The 16,820-nt window shown below is 32.8% G+C and carries 18 protein-coding genes and 1 pseudogene; 8 read left to right on the top strand and 11 right to left on the bottom strand.

Annotated features, from left to right (window positions below; all coding sequences use genetic code 11):
- Positions 1-366 precede the first annotated feature (366 nt).
- From J2W48_RS10455 to J2W48_RS10490, 8 genes are all read right to left on the bottom strand, one after another.
- Positions 367-1,098 (bottom strand): SDR family oxidoreductase, encoded by a 732-nt coding sequence (locus J2W48_RS10455; RefSeq protein ID WP_310281019.1) that lies wholly within the window; start codon positions 1,096-1,098, stop codon positions 367-369.
- Between the two features lie 117 nt (positions 1,099-1,215).
- Positions 1,216-2,130: an AraC family transcriptional regulator gene (locus J2W48_RS10460; RefSeq protein WP_310281021.1), complete on the bottom strand. Its 915-nt coding sequence runs from the start codon at positions 2,128-2,130 to the stop codon at positions 1,216-1,218.
- Between the two features lie 550 nt (positions 2,131-2,680).
- Positions 2,681-3,082 carry a DUF4345 family protein gene (locus J2W48_RS10465; protein ID WP_310281023.1) on the bottom strand — a complete coding sequence of 134 codons (402 nt, stop codon included), beginning with the start codon at positions 3,080-3,082 and terminating at the stop codon, positions 2,681-2,683.
- A gap of 8 nt (positions 3,083-3,090) precedes the next feature.
- Positions 3,091-4,092, bottom strand: coding sequence for an NADP-dependent oxidoreductase (locus tag J2W48_RS10470; protein ID WP_310281025.1), 1,002 nt, complete (start codon positions 4,090-4,092; stop codon positions 3,091-3,093).
- Positions 4,093-4,098: 6 nt separating this feature from the next.
- The gene (locus J2W48_RS10475) at positions 4,099-4,977 is read right to left on the bottom strand and encodes a hypothetical protein (protein ID WP_310281027.1); all 879 of its coding nucleotides are present in this window, start codon (positions 4,975-4,977) and stop codon (positions 4,099-4,101) included.
- Positions 4,978-4,981: 4 nt separating this feature from the next.
- Positions 4,982-5,842: an alpha/beta fold hydrolase gene (locus J2W48_RS10480; RefSeq protein ID WP_310281028.1), complete on the bottom strand. Its 861-nt coding sequence runs from the start codon at positions 5,840-5,842 to the stop codon at positions 4,982-4,984.
- 80 nt (positions 5,843-5,922) lie between these two features.
- Entirely contained in the window at positions 5,923-6,294 is a 372-nt protein-coding gene (locus J2W48_RS10485) for a DoxX family protein (protein WP_310281030.1), read from the bottom strand.
- Position 6,295: 1 nt separating this feature from the next.
- A complete protein-coding gene (locus tag J2W48_RS10490) occupies positions 6,296-7,177 on the bottom strand; it encodes an alpha/beta fold hydrolase (RefSeq protein WP_310281032.1) in 882 nt (293 codons plus the stop codon).
- Positions 7,178-7,271: 94 nt separating this feature from the next.
- Between J2W48_RS10490 and J2W48_RS10495 the strand changes: the two genes are divergently transcribed.
- From J2W48_RS10495 to J2W48_RS10505, 3 genes are all read left to right on the top strand, one after another.
- On the top strand, positions 7,272-7,679 hold the full coding sequence (locus J2W48_RS10495) for a winged helix-turn-helix transcriptional regulator (RefSeq protein WP_310281034.1): 408 nt from the start codon (positions 7,272-7,274) through the stop codon (positions 7,677-7,679).
- 233 nt (positions 7,680-7,912) lie between these two features.
- Complete coding sequence (locus J2W48_RS10500) at positions 7,913-8,662, top strand: DUF6597 domain-containing transcriptional factor (protein WP_310281036.1); 750 nt, start codon at positions 7,913-7,915, stop codon at positions 8,660-8,662.
- Between the two features lie 34 nt (positions 8,663-8,696).
- Entirely contained in the window at positions 8,697-9,098 is a 402-nt protein-coding gene (locus J2W48_RS10505; RefSeq protein ID WP_310281038.1) for a VOC family protein, read from the top strand.
- 234 nt (positions 9,099-9,332) lie between these two features.
- On the opposite strand, the gene J2W48_RS10510 is transcribed toward J2W48_RS10505, so the two are convergent.
- Positions 9,333-9,656, bottom strand: a complete 324-nt coding sequence (locus J2W48_RS10510; RefSeq protein ID WP_310281040.1) for a nuclear transport factor 2 family protein — start codon at positions 9,654-9,656, stop codon at positions 9,333-9,335.
- Positions 9,657-9,677: 21 nt separating this feature from the next.
- Positions 9,678-10,460 carry an SDR family oxidoreductase gene (locus J2W48_RS10515; RefSeq protein ID WP_310281042.1) on the bottom strand — a complete coding sequence of 261 codons (783 nt, stop codon included), beginning with the start codon at positions 10,458-10,460 and terminating at the stop codon, positions 9,678-9,680.
- 136 nt (positions 10,461-10,596) lie between these two features.
- On the opposite strand from J2W48_RS10515, the gene J2W48_RS10520 reads away from it, so the two are divergent.
- Entirely contained in the window at positions 10,597-10,953 is a 357-nt protein-coding gene (locus J2W48_RS10520) for a winged helix-turn-helix transcriptional regulator (RefSeq protein ID WP_310281044.1), read from the top strand.
- Positions 10,954-11,417: 464 nt separating this feature from the next.
- Here the strand turns inward: J2W48_RS10520 and J2W48_RS10525 are convergent.
- Positions 11,418-11,537 (bottom strand): annotated as a pseudogene (locus J2W48_RS10525) (transposase); the annotation flags it as partial.
- An 85-nt stretch (positions 11,538-11,622) separates the two neighbouring features.
- Between J2W48_RS10525 and J2W48_RS10530 the strand changes: the two are divergent.
- The 4 genes from J2W48_RS10530 (at position 11,623) to J2W48_RS10545 (ending at position 16,801) form a co-directional block, all read left to right on the top strand.
- Entirely contained in the window at positions 11,623-13,116 is a 1,494-nt protein-coding gene (locus J2W48_RS10530) for a Fic family protein (protein ID WP_310281046.1), read from the top strand.
- A 119-nt stretch (positions 13,117-13,235) separates the two neighbouring features.
- Positions 13,236-15,914 (top strand): TOTE conflict system archaeo-eukaryotic primase domain-containing protein, encoded by a 2,679-nt coding sequence (locus J2W48_RS10535; RefSeq protein WP_310281048.1) that lies wholly within the window; start codon positions 13,236-13,238, stop codon positions 15,912-15,914.
- Positions 15,878-16,147 (top strand): hypothetical protein, encoded by a 270-nt coding sequence (locus tag J2W48_RS10540; protein WP_310281051.1) that lies wholly within the window; start codon positions 15,878-15,880, stop codon positions 16,145-16,147. Before J2W48_RS10535 ends, J2W48_RS10540 begins: the two co-directional genes overlap by 37 nt.
- 399 nt (positions 16,148-16,546) lie before the next feature.
- Entirely contained in the window at positions 16,547-16,801 is a 255-nt protein-coding gene (locus J2W48_RS10545; protein ID WP_310281053.1) for a hypothetical protein, read from the top strand.
- Positions 16,802-16,820 lie beyond the last annotated feature (19 nt).

The raw sequence follows: 16,820 nt of genomic DNA on the forward strand, positions 1-16,820 counted from the left end.
CTCATTAGACATAAAGGGGTGCTGGCGGGCAGCCTGAAGGCTACCGAAAGTTACACCTGTTTTAATTATCCGGAAAGGACTCCGATAATATTAGCCTTGTATGGTTACCTTACCAATCCAAAAAAAAGGGCTTCAAGCCCTTTCAATTAAAATCCATCTGTAATAATGTTTTCGCGGGAAAACGGCAAGTTGTGTTCTGAGCTGCTTGAAATACTTTCCGCAGCTCAAAACCACTTGCCCTTGCAGGGGCTGGAAAAAAACTCCAAAGTCGTTTTTTATTAGTTGTATCGAATGTTTTCAGTGTTAGAACAAATATTCCGGTAAATAAACAGCCTAACATAAATTAGTTTAATATCTTTTTCTAAATTACCACGGAAATACCTCACCAGATTGAGAAAAAGTTCCTGTTGGACCATTATCATCAAGTAAAGCTAATGCAACTCCTGTCTTTGCACCTTCTTCCGGTGTAAGTGGTGCCTGATCTGATCCAATGGATGTTTTAACCCATCCCGGACTTGCAGCGTTTACTTTGACATTGGTTTCCTTCAATGCATTGGCAAGAAATACGGTAAACTGATTGAGTGCTGTTTTCGAAGCACTGTACGCATAAGGCTTTAATTTATATAGCCAATGATTTTCATCAAGATGAACTCCAAATGAACCAGATAAACTGCTGATATTTACAATACGACCTGCATTACTTTTTTTAATTAGCGGCAACAATGCCTGTGTAAGTTCGACTGTCCCAAAGTAATTGATATCAAAGGTGTCGCGAAGTATTTTCATAGGTACCGATTCCACATTATTGCCGAACCACTCGCCGTCAAGAAATACTGCGGCGTTATTGACCAAAATGTCCAACACACCATACTCGCTTTCAATATAACTTTTAACAGTCGCTATATCTTCTGAATCACTGATGTCCAGTTTTACGTAGGTAACATCTAATGATAAATCGCGTAAAACCGCTTCTGCCTTTTTTCCTTCGGTTTCATTTCTTGCTCCTAATAAAACCTTGATGTTCTTTTGTGCAAGTTGTTTTGCTGTTTCAAAACCAATGCCTTTATTGGCACCGGTCACTAATGCTATCTTTGTCATTTTCAATTATTTTAAAATTATAAGACAAAGGTCGCACTAATGATAGTTCGATTTATAGCGTAATTAAAACCAATCCTTGCCTAAATCAAACTTTTTAGTTTAAAAAGTGCATAATGGCTAATCTCTTTTTAGTTTTCTATAATCTGTAGGAGCTGCCTTAGTATGCTTTTTGAAGAATGTATTAAAATGGGAAGGCTCTTCAAAGCCTAATGAGTTTGCAATTTCTGCAATATTCCAATTGGTCAGTTTCAGTAGAATCTTTGCTTCCTGTTCGATTCTTGCATTAATGATATCGCTAACGGTTCTTCCTTTTGACAGCTTCACCTGACGGTTCAAATAATTAGGGTGCAACGCTAAATGTTCTGCAAATTCGCCGGCAGTTTTTAGTTTAACAACATCTTGCGGATTGTCAATAGGAAACTGTGATTCCAATAGTCTTATAAATGAGCAGGCTATCTCTTCAGTGGTATTATTTTTCTTGATGTAGGACGCTACAGGGTCAAGCTTTTGGGCATTAAAAATAAGTTCAAGAAGGTAGTTGCGTTGCAGACTTTCTTTATAGTGACCATTATCGAGCTTTTCATCGAAAACCTTGGCATAAATGGCTGTAAAATTTTCTGCTTGGTCATCGGTCAGTGAATAAATATTTTGCCTGCCTGGTTTGTATATTGGAAATTCCAGCAAACGGTAACCACTGTTATTTTTAGTTATAAAATCTTCTTTGAAAATACAGCTGATACCTTTATAAATTCCATTTGATGTATTAATACCAAAAGGAATTTTGGAAGTTGTAAATAGCAGCGTATTGCCCGTTAGCTCAATTTTTTCATCTTCAAATTCAATATTATATTCTCCTTGTAACAAGGTGGCTGTGTAGAATGTCTTTCGGGAATAATTGAAGGAAAAAAAATGATTGTTATCCAAATTACTTAAATCGAGAATTTCAAAATTATCGACAAAACTCATCGGGTTTTCTGATGTACGATCCCCATTGTTTTTAAGTGGGATAGCCTTGCCTGGTTTAAGTTCCATGATTTAGTTTGTTTGTGCTAATTTAATAAAAAATCTGTTTGCTGGGATCTTTGTGAAAGCCATTTTTCTGTTGTAAGCGATGTTAAGGTCAATTAAAGGAGGGTTTATAGAAAATGTAACTAAGATGCTTGAAAGCTAAATTGTCATTTCTTATTTTAATCTGTGCAAAAAACACTAAATTATCATTTAGTATTTTTTTATGTTTAAGTAAAAATGACTTAAAAAAATATGCTTTTTAATGATTTTCTCTTCAAACTTAAATTTATTCTTCAACATCATCATATCCTCACTCACTTTTCTATCCAACACTTTGGCGTAGTGTTGGGTAGTTCTTAAATTTTTATGTCCTAACATTTGCTTGCACTTTCAATTGGAACTCCATTAGTTAAAGTTACTGTTGTTGCAAAAGTATGTCGAGCAATATTGAAAGTTAATTCTTTTTCAATTTCACAAATTCCAGCTATTTCCTTTAAATTAGGTATTCATTTTTTTGGTTTGATAGAATAGGAAGAATTTACCTTCATTCAAACATTGTGGATGATTTTCATATTTATTGATTATCATTTGAGTTACTGGAAGGATTGGAATTCTGTTTAGCTGCAAAATACAATACAACAATTATAAAAATCTCTACTACTAATGGTGGCATTATTGCATCTGACCAGCCATCAATTATTATGCTGTATATTCTACCAAAAAGCACTACTGATGTCAATAAAATAGTAGAATGATACCAAGTTTTATTTTTAGTGAACAGCCCCATAAGTAACATCAATCCAATTCCTACAAGTGTACCGCTTATTGCTCCCCGAAAGGTATTATGGATTAATACTCCCTTTAAATCTATGCCATACAATTCTGTGGTTTCTGAAGGAAAAAACATGTTTTTAATCCCTAATAGTAATACTGTAATACTACTTATCACTACTAAAACATTAATTATTTTTTTCATAATTTTTGTTATTTTATTTTAATAACAACCTTTCCTTTTGCTCGACCACTTGAAACATAAGCCATTGCTTCGTTTAATTCTTCAAATGGAAATACTTTATCAACTACAGGACGAATAGCATTTGTTTCTATCAATGTTCCAATTTCAGACAACTGCTTTCCATTCGCTTGCATAAATAAAAACGAATAATCTATGTTTAATTTTTTTGCTTTTTGTTTGATTTTAAAACTCAACAAACGCATTACAATTTTCAAAAACCACGATAAACCCGCCTCATTAGCATAAGCCAAATCTGGTGGACCAGCAATTGAGACTACTTTTCCGCCAGATTTTAAAATCTTTAAAGATTTTTCCAATGTTTTTTCATCTTGGCTATTCAACACCAAATCGTAATCTTTCAAAATAGTTTCAAAATCTTGTGTTTTGTAATCAATGACAACATCAGCCCCAAGATTTTTTACCAAATCAAAATTACTGACACTTGTTGTTGTAGTGACTGTTGCACCTAAATATTTTGCCAACTGAATAGCAATCGTACCTACACCACCCGAACCTGCTTGAATAAATACTTTTTGTCCATTTTTGAGCTTTGCTTTTTCTACAAAGGCTTGCCAAACCGTTAATGCAACTAATGGAATGGAAGCTGCCTCCTCCATTGAACTATTTTTTGGCTTTAAAGCCAAATCATTTTCATTGACAGCAATATATTCTGCAAATGTCCCTATTCGGAAATCGGCAGCACGAGCAAATACTTCATCGCCAACTTTGAAGCGACTCACTTTTGAACCAATTTTTGTTATAATTCCTGCAACATCGTGTCCTAAAACCAAAGGAAATTTATACGGCAAAATCATTTTAAATTCGCCACTTTTTATTTTTACATCTAATGGATTAATACTTGATGCGTGAATTTCTACCAAAACTTCATTTTCCTTCAGAATAGGTTCTGCTATTTCGGTAAGTTGGAAAGTTTCAGTTTTGCTGTATTTATTGATTATAAATGCTTTCATAATTTATTATTTTTGATATGCAGTAAGTTCTTTTCCGTTTTTTACAAATGTTAAGGTTTCTCCTATTTCATAGGCGTGAACTGCCGAACAAAAAAGGGCAATTCTATCTGATAATTTTTTCAAGTTTTCACTCTTAAAGAATTTTTCCATTTCGTTTTTATCAGTAAAGCCCAATATCAATGAAGCCTGAAACTGCACTTCTTTTGCATTATCGTGTGCTACATTGGGCGTATTCCATTGTTTTTGTTTCCAAGGGTTATACAATTTGCTTCGCAATTCTTTCAGTACACCAGTGTTTGCCATACTTGGAGCAAGTTCTTCATTGAAAAATTTATTAAAATCTTTTTCAGAAACGCCTTCCTTTTTTCTAAAAAAAAACATACTTCGAGCATCAATTTTTTCGGTTGTTTCTGCTACATTATACCATTTGGAATTTTTGGGAAAGGCTGCATAAAGTATTGTTCGTTTAAAAATATTTATTTCGTCTGCAAACGCCAATTTGTTTTGCTTTTTACCTCTAAAAATAGATAATAAATTTTTTAAAGTAACGTCAGCAACACCATCAATTTTTCGGTCGCTTGGTATTTTTGTTTCCACGCCATCAATATTATTCCACATACCAGTATTTTGTTCTGCAAAATGTATTTGTCGGTATTCATACAAACCTTTATTGACAGAAATTATTTTGGCATGAGGCCCTTTCCACCTGTCCATGCCTGCCTGACGAGGTTTGTCTGTTCGCATCCATAACAAAATTGAAGACGATAAATGTTTTTCAGACTTAACAGAGGTAACAACTTTATTCGGCTGTACACTCTGATTTTGTGCAAATACTCCTTTTACTCCTAGAAGAACTATTAGCAGTATTGAATATGTTTTTTTCATCTTACTATTTATTTAGAAACTCAATAGCTTGTGGTATAAACTCTTCATGGTATTGGAAAATACCACCATGACCAGAGTTTGGATATATTTTCAAAATGGCATTAGGAAAACGGTTTGCCATATCATGAGAGTTTGGTGTTGGCACCATTCTGTCTGCATCGCCATTAGCAATAAAAACAGGAAGTTTGAAAACACTCAAATCGGCTGGTTGTTCATGTCCCCAATCTTTAATAGCTTTTAGTTGAGCTTTCAACACACTTAATTTTACTTTTTTGTCTCGGTTTTCTGTTCTTTCTTTTAATCGTTTCAGAAAATCACGAGCAGCATCTTTACCTACTTTATTTTGTGTAAAGAATAAATAAAATTTAGGATCTCTGAATGTAAATAGTCCTTTAAAAATATCCTTATAAGTTAATCCGACCACATCACTCACGCCTTCACCACCTCTTGGACCCGTACCTGCCAGTATGGCCTTACGAACCAAAGTAGGTTCTACCAAAAGTATTTCTTGCGTAATAAAGCCACCCATCGAGAATGCCACAATATCTACTTGTTTGTAGCCCAAAGCGTGAATAAATACAATGCAGTCTTTTGCCATATCAGCAATACTTGTTCCTTGCTTGCCAGTTGTAGCACCAACGCCTCGATAGTCAAAGGAAATAATTTGACGGTGTGCGGCAATTGCATCCATAATTCTTGGGTCGCAATTATCAAGGTTTGCTGTTAAGTGATTGAAATAAATTACGGGTATATCACTTGCCTTGCCATAAGAACGATAAGCAAATTTTATTCCGTTAGCTTCCACAAACTGAGTGGGAACTGTTGCGTAAGAATAGTTTACACTTTGTGCATTTGATGTTGTCATTTTTAAGAGCATTAAAATTGTTAGAAAAAATATATTCTTCATTTTATTTCTTGTCTATAGAATTTATTAATGTATTAATATTAATGGTTGTTATTATTTGTTTTAGAAAAATAAAAGTTTGAAACGAAAAGGAATACCAAGAAGAAAAACGGCATTACTATGTTTGTAGTTGGGTCGTTTGCTGCATAATGTGCAAGTGCGGCAGCAATAAAAGTAATGCCAAAACCTGCATAAGCCCATTCTTTTATTTTACTTGGAAAGGCAGGGACAAGTAATACAATGGCTCCTATTATTTTAGCTATTGCAAGTTCTCTTCTGAAAAAGTCAGTAAAGCCTAAGTGTCTAAAACCTTCTATCATTTTAGGGGCTGTAAAATACATGTATGCATTCATAAACATTAATGCACTAAATAAACCAGTTGTTGCCCAGTAAATAATTTTGTCTTTTTTCATTTTATTTTTTGTTTATAGAATTAATAAATGCATTAATATAAGCTGTGGTCAACTCAGGGTATTGGTAATGCAGTGCATGCCCAGAATCTTGTAAAATTATATGTTGCAGTGTTGGAGCATTTTTTAAAAGCGGAAACCAATTTTCTACTGCAAATGATATATCATTATCGGAAGAAATAGCTAACACAGGTATTTGTAACGTTTTATATGCTTCTCTGAAATTATCTGTATCTTCTTCTAATTGAGTGGTAACAGCAAAATAACGTTGGAATATTTCGGGAGTAGCTGGCACTTTTGATTGGTCAAGTCTTTGAGCAATACGAACTGCTGATTCTTGAGCTGCTATTCGGCTCTTTTCAGATGTTGGTTCATAGAATAGTGTAATTATATCTTCTAAATCATAATCAGGCTTTAAAGCTTTTTCCAAAAATAATGGAGAAAGAGGGACTTCATTTTTACCCATAGGATTACTACCAATTACTATTGTGCCTAATACTCTTGTTGGATATAAAAAAGTAGTGTATTGTGAAATTAAACCGCCATAAGACCAACCTCCTACAACAAATTTATCATAGTTTAGGTAATCTGCTATTTTCACAACTTCTGCTGCTACTTCATGTAAATTAAGGGGTAACTCACCTTCGGAGTAACCAATACCTGAATAATCGAAAGTAATTACCGTATTTTTTTCTGCTAATAAATCAAGGAAAAGAGGATCCCAAGTATCTAATGTACCTCTAAATCGATTTGCTAAAATTATCGGAGTGCCATTTCCAAATTTGCGGTAAGCAATTTGTTTATTATCAATATTTGCATATTGAGTTTCTGTTGTTAATGCTTTATTTTCCATTTTATCATTATTTAATTGTTCTATTAATTCCATTGTTTAAAAATTATTTTTAAATTTGCTTGCGTTTTGCAAGTACAAATATAAATACAATTACTTGCAATATGCAAGTAATTATTAAATTATTTTTATGAAAGAAGTAAAAAAAAGGTCTGATTGCCCAATTAGCTGCACTTTAGACGTGTTTGGTGATAAGTGGTCTTTTTTAATTATTAGAGACTTACTATTCGCAAAAGAGTGTACTTATGGTGATTTTTTGAAATCAGCAGAAGGAATTGCAACTAATATATTAGCTTCTAGGCTACTTATGTTGGAGGAGAATAAAGTTATCAAGAAATTAGAGCACCCAGACAGTAAGGCAAAAGTATTATACAAGCTTACTAGAAAAGGGATTGATTTATTACCAGTATTAATTGAAATGCATTTGTGGTTTGATAAATATGATACCACTCCAGAAGACAAACGTGAAATGCTTGAAATGGTTAAGAAAGATAAAGCAGGCTTTATAGAAAATGTAACTAAGATGCTTGAAAGCTAAATTGTCATTTTTTTCTTTTAATGTGCAGTAAGGTTTCTATATTTTAAAGAATTATAGTGGTTTCCGAATCATAAAAAAGTCTGAAAAATCTTAATCTTTTTAGGCTTTTTACATTTAGTAGGCCGTTTTCTTCATTTAAAGATTATATCAAGCTTTGGAAAAACGTCAAGATAGGTATTAAGCATCTAGAGTTATGTGCCTTTTATTAGATAAATACTAACATACAAAATTAAATGATTTATAAAGAGTTTCAGCCCGACACATTACTGACCGACTTCGTTAAGAATTATTGGTGGTTTGAAAATTCTACAACCGAACAACTTGACTTTACAATTTTGCCAGACGGTTGTTTTGACCTTATAATTTCGTTTAACAACTACAAACAAGAAGAAATTTCGCTAACAGGACTTTGGACTAAACAAGTTGAAGTTTCTATTGAACCAAACAGACAGCTTTTCGGAATACGCTTTAAATTATTAGCGGTTGATTATATTTTACAACAAAACATTTCAGCTTTTTGCGACAGTGAACAAATAAAAGAAAATGACTTTTGGAGATTAGACAAGGCTTTATTTACAGATTTAGAAATTGAAACAGAAAAGTTGGATAAAATTATGCTTTCAATTTTAGATATTCATAAAGGCATTGACAGCAGAAAGCAAAATCTATTCAACTTGTTATACGGAACAAACGGAGAAAAAACGATTGAACAATATTCACAACAAGTATTTTGGACAAGTAGACAAATTAACCGTTATTTCAAAGACAGATTTGGTATTTCTTTAAAATCATACTGCAAGATTTTAAGATGCTATGCTTCATTCAAGCAAATTAAAAAAGGACAACTTTATCCCGAACAAAATTATTTTGACCAATCACATTTCATAAAAGACCTCAAAAAATATACAGGAAATAATCCAAGTGAACTTTTTGAAAACAAAAACGACCGATTTTTACAATTGGCAACAATGAAAGAAAATTAGTTTTGCATCATTAATAACATAAAAAAACAGCAAAATGAAATTCAGTAACATCAGACTTTTAGTGAATGACTTTGACAAGTCTTTCACTTTTTATAAGAACATTCTTGGTTTAGAATGTACTTGGGGTAAACTTGGCGATAATTTCGCCAGTTTCAACATTGGCTATCCATCAGGACTTGCATTGTTTAAAGCCGAACTAATGAATATAGCCATCAACAACGCAGAAGCAAAGCAAAATGAAATTTTACAAGACAAAATTGCAATCATTGTTCAAGTGAATAACGTAAACGAAACTTATAATTCGTTACAAAGTAAGGGCATCAAATTCTTGACAGAGCCGAAAGATATGACAGCTTGGGGAATTAGAGTTACACATTTTAGAGACCCCGAGAATAATTTAATTGAATTGTTTTCTGACTTGCCAAATGAAAAATGAGATGATCATTTAGCATAAGACGAAAAATATTTTTAAAAAAGTAAATGATAAAAAGAGCAAAACATAATCTCTCTTTCAAATATCTCATTTTATATTTTCGAAAAATGTCAGAACAGGTATTAAGTGTTCGATTGTGAACCCTGACAGCCCACACAAAGACAAACAAAGCCATTGGATTCCAATGGCTTTTTCGTTTAAATAACTTATAGTAAACAGTCACACTCTCTTTTATGTTTAATCTGTTACTTTTAAATGTTGAATTTGCCCATCAACAATATCAAAGTGAAATTTTAGCGTGATAGAGCTTCCTGGAAATGTTCCTGAACATTCTGCAGTTAAGATGCATGTTGTACCATTTTCGGTATATTCCAATGGTTTCATCACTGCTTGGTAATTCTTGTTTGAGTGATCGATCCAACGCTCTATTTCAAGTCTTCCTTTATGCGTTTTACCTTCGTCAAACACTTCTGCAGTTTCTGAAAACAAATTGGCATAAGTCACGGCGTCAAATTCGTTCTGTGCTTTAATCAAGTCTGTTAATACTTTTGGTAAGTTCATTGTTATTATTTTTAAAGATTATTAAATTGTTGGCACAGTACCGCCATCGATTACATATTCAGTTCCTGATAAATAACTAGCTCTCGGAGAAACAAGAAAACCAACCAATTCAGCTACTTCTTCCGGCTCAGCGGGTCTGCCGTATGGTATTCCACCCAATGCTTCCATTACACCTTGCTGCGCTTCTTCTACAGTGCTATTGGCGTTTCTTGCAATCTCAGCCAGCCAAACTTTCGATGCTCCTGTATTGATCCATCCAGGAGAAACAGTCAGCACCCGAACACCTTTAGGCGAAACTTCATTCGATAAACTTTTACTATAGTTTCTTAAACCTGCTTTTGCAGCCGCATAAGGCAAAGTGGAGTCATACAGTGGCAGTATTCCTTGGATAGAAGCTATATGAATAATAACTCCGTTTTTTCGATCTATCATTTGAGGTAAAAACCCTCTGTCCAGTCGAACCGGAGCAAGCAAATTAGCCTGTAGGGTTGATTCCCAATCTTCATCAGATAATGCAGTAAAGCCACCAGCAGGTGTTGTTGAAGAACCAAGATTGTTCACCAAAATGTCAAGCCTTCCGTAAGCCGACAGCACTTCGCTGACAACTTTTTGTGTTCCTTCTGCTTTACTCAAGTCGGACGGAATGAAATGCAGCTTGCTGTTTTCTTTTTCCGGTGCGTTTCTTGCAGTGATAATAACCGTTGCCCCAGCTTGTAGCAGCCTTTCTGAAATTGCTCTTCCGGCTCCTTTTGTGCCTCCTGTTACTAAGGCAATCTTCCCTGATAATTCATTTTGATAATCCATATTATATTGTATTTTAAATTTCTATTGTACAAATCTCGGAAGTATGTTACTTCCTCACAAGTACGGAGTTACGATTCATATAGGGATAAATTATTCCCCTATTGTACATATAGGAACATAGGATTACTTTTGTATTATGTATGAAAGAAAAATAATACCTAACTTAAACTGCGGGCTTGACCTAATAGGTGAAGTACTTTACGGCAAATGGAAGATACGTTTGCTTTGGTTTATTAATGAAGGCCATAAAAGGCCAAGTGAATTGCAGCGTAAAATACCAGATGCTTCACGCAGGGTTTTAAATATTCAGCTGAAGGAGTTAGAGGAACATGAACTTGTTTCAAAAATTATTTACCCTGTTGTGCCTCCTAAAGTCGAATATAGCCTGACAGATTTTGGAAAAACACTAATTCCTGTAATTGCAGCTATTGGGAATTGGGGAGAGGAGCATGAAGAACGTTTGCGATCACTTATTTTAAAACGTTTAGGTTAAAATTAAGATGTAGAAAAACTGATACTCATTTTGTTTTACCCTCAGTTCACTTTTTCGATCTGCACAGAGCTTATCATTCTTTAGATCAGCAATTTATGAAGGTTTAAATCTGTGGCAAAAACGTGATCTGCTAATCACTTTAGGCCTTTAAAAAACGTCAGAATTACAATTAAGTGTTCGATTGCAATCCCTGAAAGCCCACTTAAAGACAAAAAACGCCAATGGAAGACATTGGCGTTTTTTTTTCTCTAAATCGGATCAAAATTAATTACAGATTTAGGGGATCAAAATTTAGCAGTTTTGTACGCAAAGTCCTCCATTATTTTACTTTTATGGTTTATAAAAACCAAAATTACCCTGAAAATTAATTTAAAATTAATTTTACCCCCACTAAACCAATTTTACCCCAAAAGCAAATAATAAAATAGTTTGGATCAATACGAAAACCTGTGGAGTGGTAAAAATTAAGCATAAATATTAGTTAGTCTGAAAAGGAAAAATTCTACATTCCTTACCCCTCTGAATTGCGATCTAAAAGCTTTTATTTTTGCATTGAAAGATTCTGCCGAAGCATTTGGTGTTAAATCAAAACAATTTTACCCTTTTTTTGATAATAAAAACTAAATTTACCTTTATGAAATTAGTTTTACCTCAAAAAACAGAAAGTAAATGAAAAAAGTAGGGTTTACATGGCTTAAGGAAAAACTAAATATTCAAGGTTTTCAACTGACGCATGAATCATATATCGGAACAACGGATAAGACCGAATTAAGTTCAACAAATTCCGTTGTACGAACATTCAAATCGAAATATGATGTAAATATTGACCATCCAATGTCTCACTTAGAATTCGCATTGAAATATGATGATTTTAACCTCGCATTCATCAAGGAAATTTTCACCTCTGTTGATCACCAAATTATAGTTGACTACATCAGAGAAAATCCAAATAGAAAATATCCAAGAATCATTGGTTACTTATATGAGTTTACTGGAGGTAAATCTATTGAAATTGAAATTACTGCAACTAATTACGAGAATATATTAAACTCATCTCGATATATAACTGGAGATATTACAAAAATAACTAAATGGAAAGTAAATGATAATCTTCTAGGGCAAAACAAATTCTGCCCTATAATAAGAAGAACTGCTGAACTTAGCGAATTACTCGATTGGAATATTGAAGAAGCTATTGAAAATCTAAAACACGAATATTCTCCAGAAATTTTTAAACGAGCAAGCTATTATCTTTATAAAAAAGAATCAAAATCTTCCAGTGAAATAGAGAAAGAAGAACCATCACAAGACAGAATGGAAAAGTTCATAGCATTACTGGAAGAAGCAGGACAAAAAACTTTTGAAGAATCATTATCAGAAACCGAATTGGTACGTTTACAAAACATCATAGTTGATCCTAGATATGCAGATGATAGTTTTAGGAACTTTCAAAACTATATTGGTCAAACAATGAGAGACTATACACAGAAAGTACATTACGTATGCCCTCCTCCAGAATATGTAAAATCTCTGATGCAAGGGATACTCAACTTAAATAAAAAAAACAGTTCTACTAAAACAATTATAAAAGCCTCAATGGTATCATTTGGATATGTATATATCCATCCATTTGAAGATGGTAACGGAAGGATTCATCGTTTTCTTATTCATGATATTCTGGTACGTGACGGTATTGTACCTAATGGAACGATACTTCCTGTTTCTGCTCAAATACTTGCCAATATGGGTGAATACGACACTATTTTAGAGTTACTTTCTAAATTGATTGAACGAAAGGTAAAATATAATCTTGATGATACAGGAAAGATGATTGTTAATAACGCTTCAGAAATAGAAGCGATATATCGATTTCCAGATCTAACCAATCATACCGTGTTTTTGGCAAGAGCAATACAAGCTACAGTTAATAATGATATTCCAGAAGAACTGTATTTTCTTCAATGCTATGATAAACTTAAAGACGATATACAAAACATAGTTGATATGCCCGATAATAAAGTTGACCGTATGATTTTGTTTCTTCATCAAAACAAAGGAAAACTGGCAAGTCGTAAACGTGATTTTTACAAGGAGCTGAGTGATGATGAAATAGAGCAAATGCAACAAGCTTATGATCAAGTATTCTTAAAGAAAAACACATAAACGAATAAAACATTTGATCAAATAACACTATAAATCATTAGGTATTTTTAAATTCTAGAGATCAAACAATGTCTTCATCAACACCACTAGATACAACTCAACTATTCAAATCTATTTTTATGGGTAGAGAAGATGTATTTGCTGTTCGTTGGGAGAAGTCAGGAAAGTCAGGCTATACACCAGCTTATCAATATGATCCATATCATTATCGAGTACATAAAATGAATGGAGGAACTTTTCAAAATTATCCTCATAAAACTTATTTGACTTTTAACGAAAACGAAATCCAAAAACATTTAGAAGGTATTCAGCAAATAGGAGTTTACCCATTACTCACAAATAACACTTCATGGTTTTTGGTAGCTGATTTTGATAAACAAAATTGGAAAGAAGAAGCTGTAAATTTCCTAAATGCTTGTAATGAAAAAAATATTCCCGTCTATTTGGAGCGTTCACGCTCAGGCAATGGTGGGCACGTTTGGATATTTTTTGATAAGCCATATCCTGCGATCAGAAGTAGAAAGGTTTTCATTTCTATTTTGGAACAATCAGGAGCTTTTTCAATGTTTGATAAAAGCTCTAGTTTTGACCGATTGTTTCCCAATCAAGATTTTCTTTCGGGAAAAGGTTTAGGAAATCTGATTGCTTTACCACTTTTTAAACCTGCATTGAAAAAAGGAAATAGTTGTTTTATAAAACCAGAAACTTTTGAACCTTATCCTGATCAATGGCAATTTTTGAAGGAAATTGAAAGAGTTACAATAGATGTATTGGAACATTTATATCGGGAAATTTCAATGGTGCATAATTTACCCATCGCAAATAACACTGAAAAACTGACGGTTTCGCTCAAACAAAATATCTGTATTCAACGAGACAAATTAACCACTTCATTAATCAACTTTCTGAAAGAAGAACTGAATTTTGCTAATTCAGAATTTTTTATCAAAAAGAATTCTGGGAAAAAAACATTTGGAACGGAACGTTATTTTAAACTTGTTGAAGAAACAGAAAATGAAGTCATTATTCCAAGAGGTTTTATTGGAAAACTTTTGCGTTTTTGCAAAGAACAAAATCTTGATTTCGACTTTAAAGACCAAAGAAAACTAAAAGAATCTATAAATTTTTCTTTCAATGCTATTTTGAGAAATCACCAGAATAAAGCCATTGAAGCTGTTTCAAAAAAGGAATTTGGCGTTATTGTTGCTCCGCCAGGTTCAGGAAAAACACTTATCGGATTGAAGATTATTGCAGAGAAAAAACAGCCCGCTTTAATCGTTGTTCACCGTAAACAATTATTAGAGCAATGGCAGGAACGAATCCAGACATTCCTAGGAATACCTAAACACGAAATTGGCATTATTGGACAAGGAAAAGCAAAAATTGGAAAGCAAATTACTATTGCCACAATTCAAAGCTTGCCAAAACAAATAGAACAAGTTCAAAATCAGTTCGGAACTATCCTTGTCGATGAATGCCATCATATTCCAGCAGAAACATTTCGAAATACTATTGAAAAATTAGAAACGGTTTATCTCTATGGATTGACGGCAACACCATTCAGGAAATACAACGACGGAAAATTGATTTTTACTTTTATTGGTGAGATAATTTGTGAGATTGCAAGTAGCGAAATTGAAAACTTTAAACACGCTCAAGTCATTGTTAGAAATACCAATTTGGATGTTCCCTTCAATTCCAAAACTGATAATTTTGAGACGCTTTCAAAAATCCTAGTTCACGATTCAGAACGAAATAAACTTATCCTGAATGATATCAAATCAGAACTTTCCAAAGGTAAACGAATTGCTATTATTACTGAAAAAAAAGAACACATTGACACACTTTATCTTTTTCTAAAACAATCTTATGAAATCATTACCCTTAGTGGAGAAGATTCAGAAAGTAGTACAAAATCAAAATGGCAAATCTTACTACAAGGCAATTTTCAGATATTAATAACTACAGGGCAATATTTCGGAGAAGGTTCTGATTTGTCAAATATTAACTCCTTGTTTTTGGCATATCCTTTTTCGTTTAAAGGTAAATTGATTCAATACATTGGTCGTGTACAACGCTCAGAAATCAATCCGACTATTTATGATTATCGGGACATCAAAATTGATTACCTGAATAAGCTTTTTTTGAAACGAAACATCTATTACCGACAAATAGCCCGACAAGCAAGTTTGTTTGATGAGCCAACAGAATTTATTCCAGAAAATCAAAATTTGGTAATCGATAGGCAGATCAAAATATCTATAGAAGTTTTGGATTTTAGATATGGTACTATTGGTTTTGAATATATTGATAAAGAAAGTAATCAACGATTTGATTTTGAAATAGAAAATGAAGAATTTCGACCAGAGTTTGAAGTGCTTAAACCGTATTTTATTAATGTTTTAAAATCAAAATCGGTAATAATTAACATTTTTGCAGAAATAGCAAACGGTGTCATTCTTTCACAGTTAGCAACTTCCTTAGACATTGAAAACATCAACAAGGAAATTGTTGAAAATGTAAAATTTCAATTTCTTAATAAAAGTTTTATTGGTCAGAGTCCTATTTCAAAAGCAAATATTCTAACGCCTGATGAATTACCGATGGACAAAAATATTTATTCAAATACGGAGGACATATTAGAAGATTTACTAAAAGGTAGACAATACAAACATTCTAAACATATTCAGTTTTTTGCAGATAAACACGAAAGGAATGTGATGAAATTAAGGTTTGTCTTGCAACCTTTTTCATTTGTTTTTTGGTTGTTGGAGAACAAAAATATTATATTGTTTTAGAAACATTAGACACAGAGGAAGCTACTTATATTTGGCATATTCCCAAAAGTAAATCTGTACTAATTGATACTGTAAAACAAATTGACAAAGAACTAAACATTATCAGAGAAAAAGGACGACAAGCTTATTTAGAAACAAATCCACAAAATTTTTTAAGAATTGTTCACGACTATTCAGACAATAATAAAGGATATATAGTTTGGAAAGCACAAATAGAAGAAAGATTAATCTAAATATCATTGCTAATGATTTCAAAATTTTAAATCATTTTAGACTTTCAAAAAAAGTCAAAATGGGTATCAAGTGTTCGATTGTAGCCCCTGACAGCCCACATAAAGACAAATAACGCCATTGGAAGACAATGGCGTTATTTTTTGTTAATATACTTCACGAATCACTTTGTATAATTTTTTATTGTCTCAAAAACCAAATCTCAATTTATTAAAAACATCAATCGTAGTATTCCGGTTTGTGTACTATTTTAAAAACTTTTTCCTGATAGAGTAACGCATAGACATAGATGAAGAGATACATAGACGCTATATAATAGCAAGTGTATACAAGTTTTGCATGATTTTAAAAACGACAACTCTAAAAAATCATATATATCGCAGATAATAAAACCTTAAAATATGACTGCAATTGTTGGTGTACTTAATTCGCAAGGAATAGCCATTGCTGCTGACAGTGCAGTGACTGTTAGTGGAAATAATGTTAAAAAAGTATATAATCGAAGTAATAAAATATTTACGCTTTCAAAATTTCATCCAATAGGAATATCAATTTATAATCGGGCTGATTATATGGGAATGCCTTTGGAAACTATAATTAAAATGTATAGAAAGCAATTGAAAGATAAATCTTTTGGTACTGTTGCGGAATATTAGAACGATTTTTTAGCATTTT

Source organism: Flavobacterium piscis (assembly GCF_031457575.1).
Classification (GTDB): Bacteria; Bacteroidota; Bacteroidia; order Flavobacteriales; family Flavobacteriaceae; genus Flavobacterium; species Flavobacterium piscis_A.

Coding starts and splice junctions, on each gene's coding strand:
- J2W48_RS10455 (WP_310281019.1), bottom strand. CDS start 1,098: ATGACAAAGATAGCATTAGTGACCGGTGCCAATAAAGGCATTGGTTTT.
- J2W48_RS10460 (WP_310281021.1), bottom strand. CDS start 2,130: ATGGAACTTAAACCAGGCAAGGCTATCCCACTTAAAAACAATGGGGAT.
- J2W48_RS10465 (WP_310281023.1), bottom strand. CDS start 3,082: ATGAAAAAAATAATTAATGTTTTAGTAGTGATAAGTAGTATTACAGTA.
- J2W48_RS10470 (WP_310281025.1), bottom strand. CDS start 4,092: ATGAAAGCATTTATAATCAATAAATACAGCAAAACTGAAACTTTCCAA.
- J2W48_RS10475 (WP_310281027.1), bottom strand. CDS start 4,977: ATGAAAAAAACATATTCAATACTGCTAATAGTTCTTCTAGGAGTAAAA.
- J2W48_RS10480 (WP_310281028.1), bottom strand. CDS start 5,842: ATGACAACATCAAATGCACAAAGTGTAAACTATTCTTACGCAACAGTT.
- J2W48_RS10485 (WP_310281030.1), bottom strand. CDS start 6,294: ATGAAAAAAGACAAAATTATTTACTGGGCAACAACTGGTTTATTTAGT.
- J2W48_RS10490 (WP_310281032.1), bottom strand. CDS start 7,177: ATGGAATTAATAGAACAATTAAATAATGATAAAATGGAAAATAAAGCA.
- J2W48_RS10495 (WP_310281034.1), top strand. CDS start 7,272: ATGAAAGAAGTAAAAAAAAGGTCTGATTGCCCAATTAGCTGCACTTTA.
- J2W48_RS10500 (WP_310281036.1), top strand. CDS start 7,913: ATGATTTATAAAGAGTTTCAGCCCGACACATTACTGACCGACTTCGTT.
- J2W48_RS10505 (WP_310281038.1), top strand. CDS start 8,697: ATGAAATTCAGTAACATCAGACTTTTAGTGAATGACTTTGACAAGTCT.
- J2W48_RS10510 (WP_310281040.1), bottom strand. CDS start 9,656: ATGAACTTACCAAAAGTATTAACAGACTTGATTAAAGCACAGAACGAA.
- J2W48_RS10515 (WP_310281042.1), bottom strand. CDS start 10,460: ATGGATTATCAAAATGAATTATCAGGGAAGATTGCCTTAGTAACAGGA.
- J2W48_RS10520 (WP_310281044.1), top strand. CDS start 10,597: ATGTATGAAAGAAAAATAATACCTAACTTAAACTGCGGGCTTGACCTA.
- J2W48_RS10530 (WP_310281046.1), top strand. CDS start 11,623: ATGAAAAAAGTAGGGTTTACATGGCTTAAGGAAAAACTAAATATTCAA.
- J2W48_RS10535 (WP_310281048.1), top strand. CDS start 13,236: ATGGGTAGAGAAGATGTATTTGCTGTTCGTTGGGAGAAGTCAGGAAAG.
- J2W48_RS10545 (WP_310281053.1), top strand. CDS start 16,547: ATGACTGCAATTGTTGGTGTACTTAATTCGCAAGGAATAGCCATTGCT.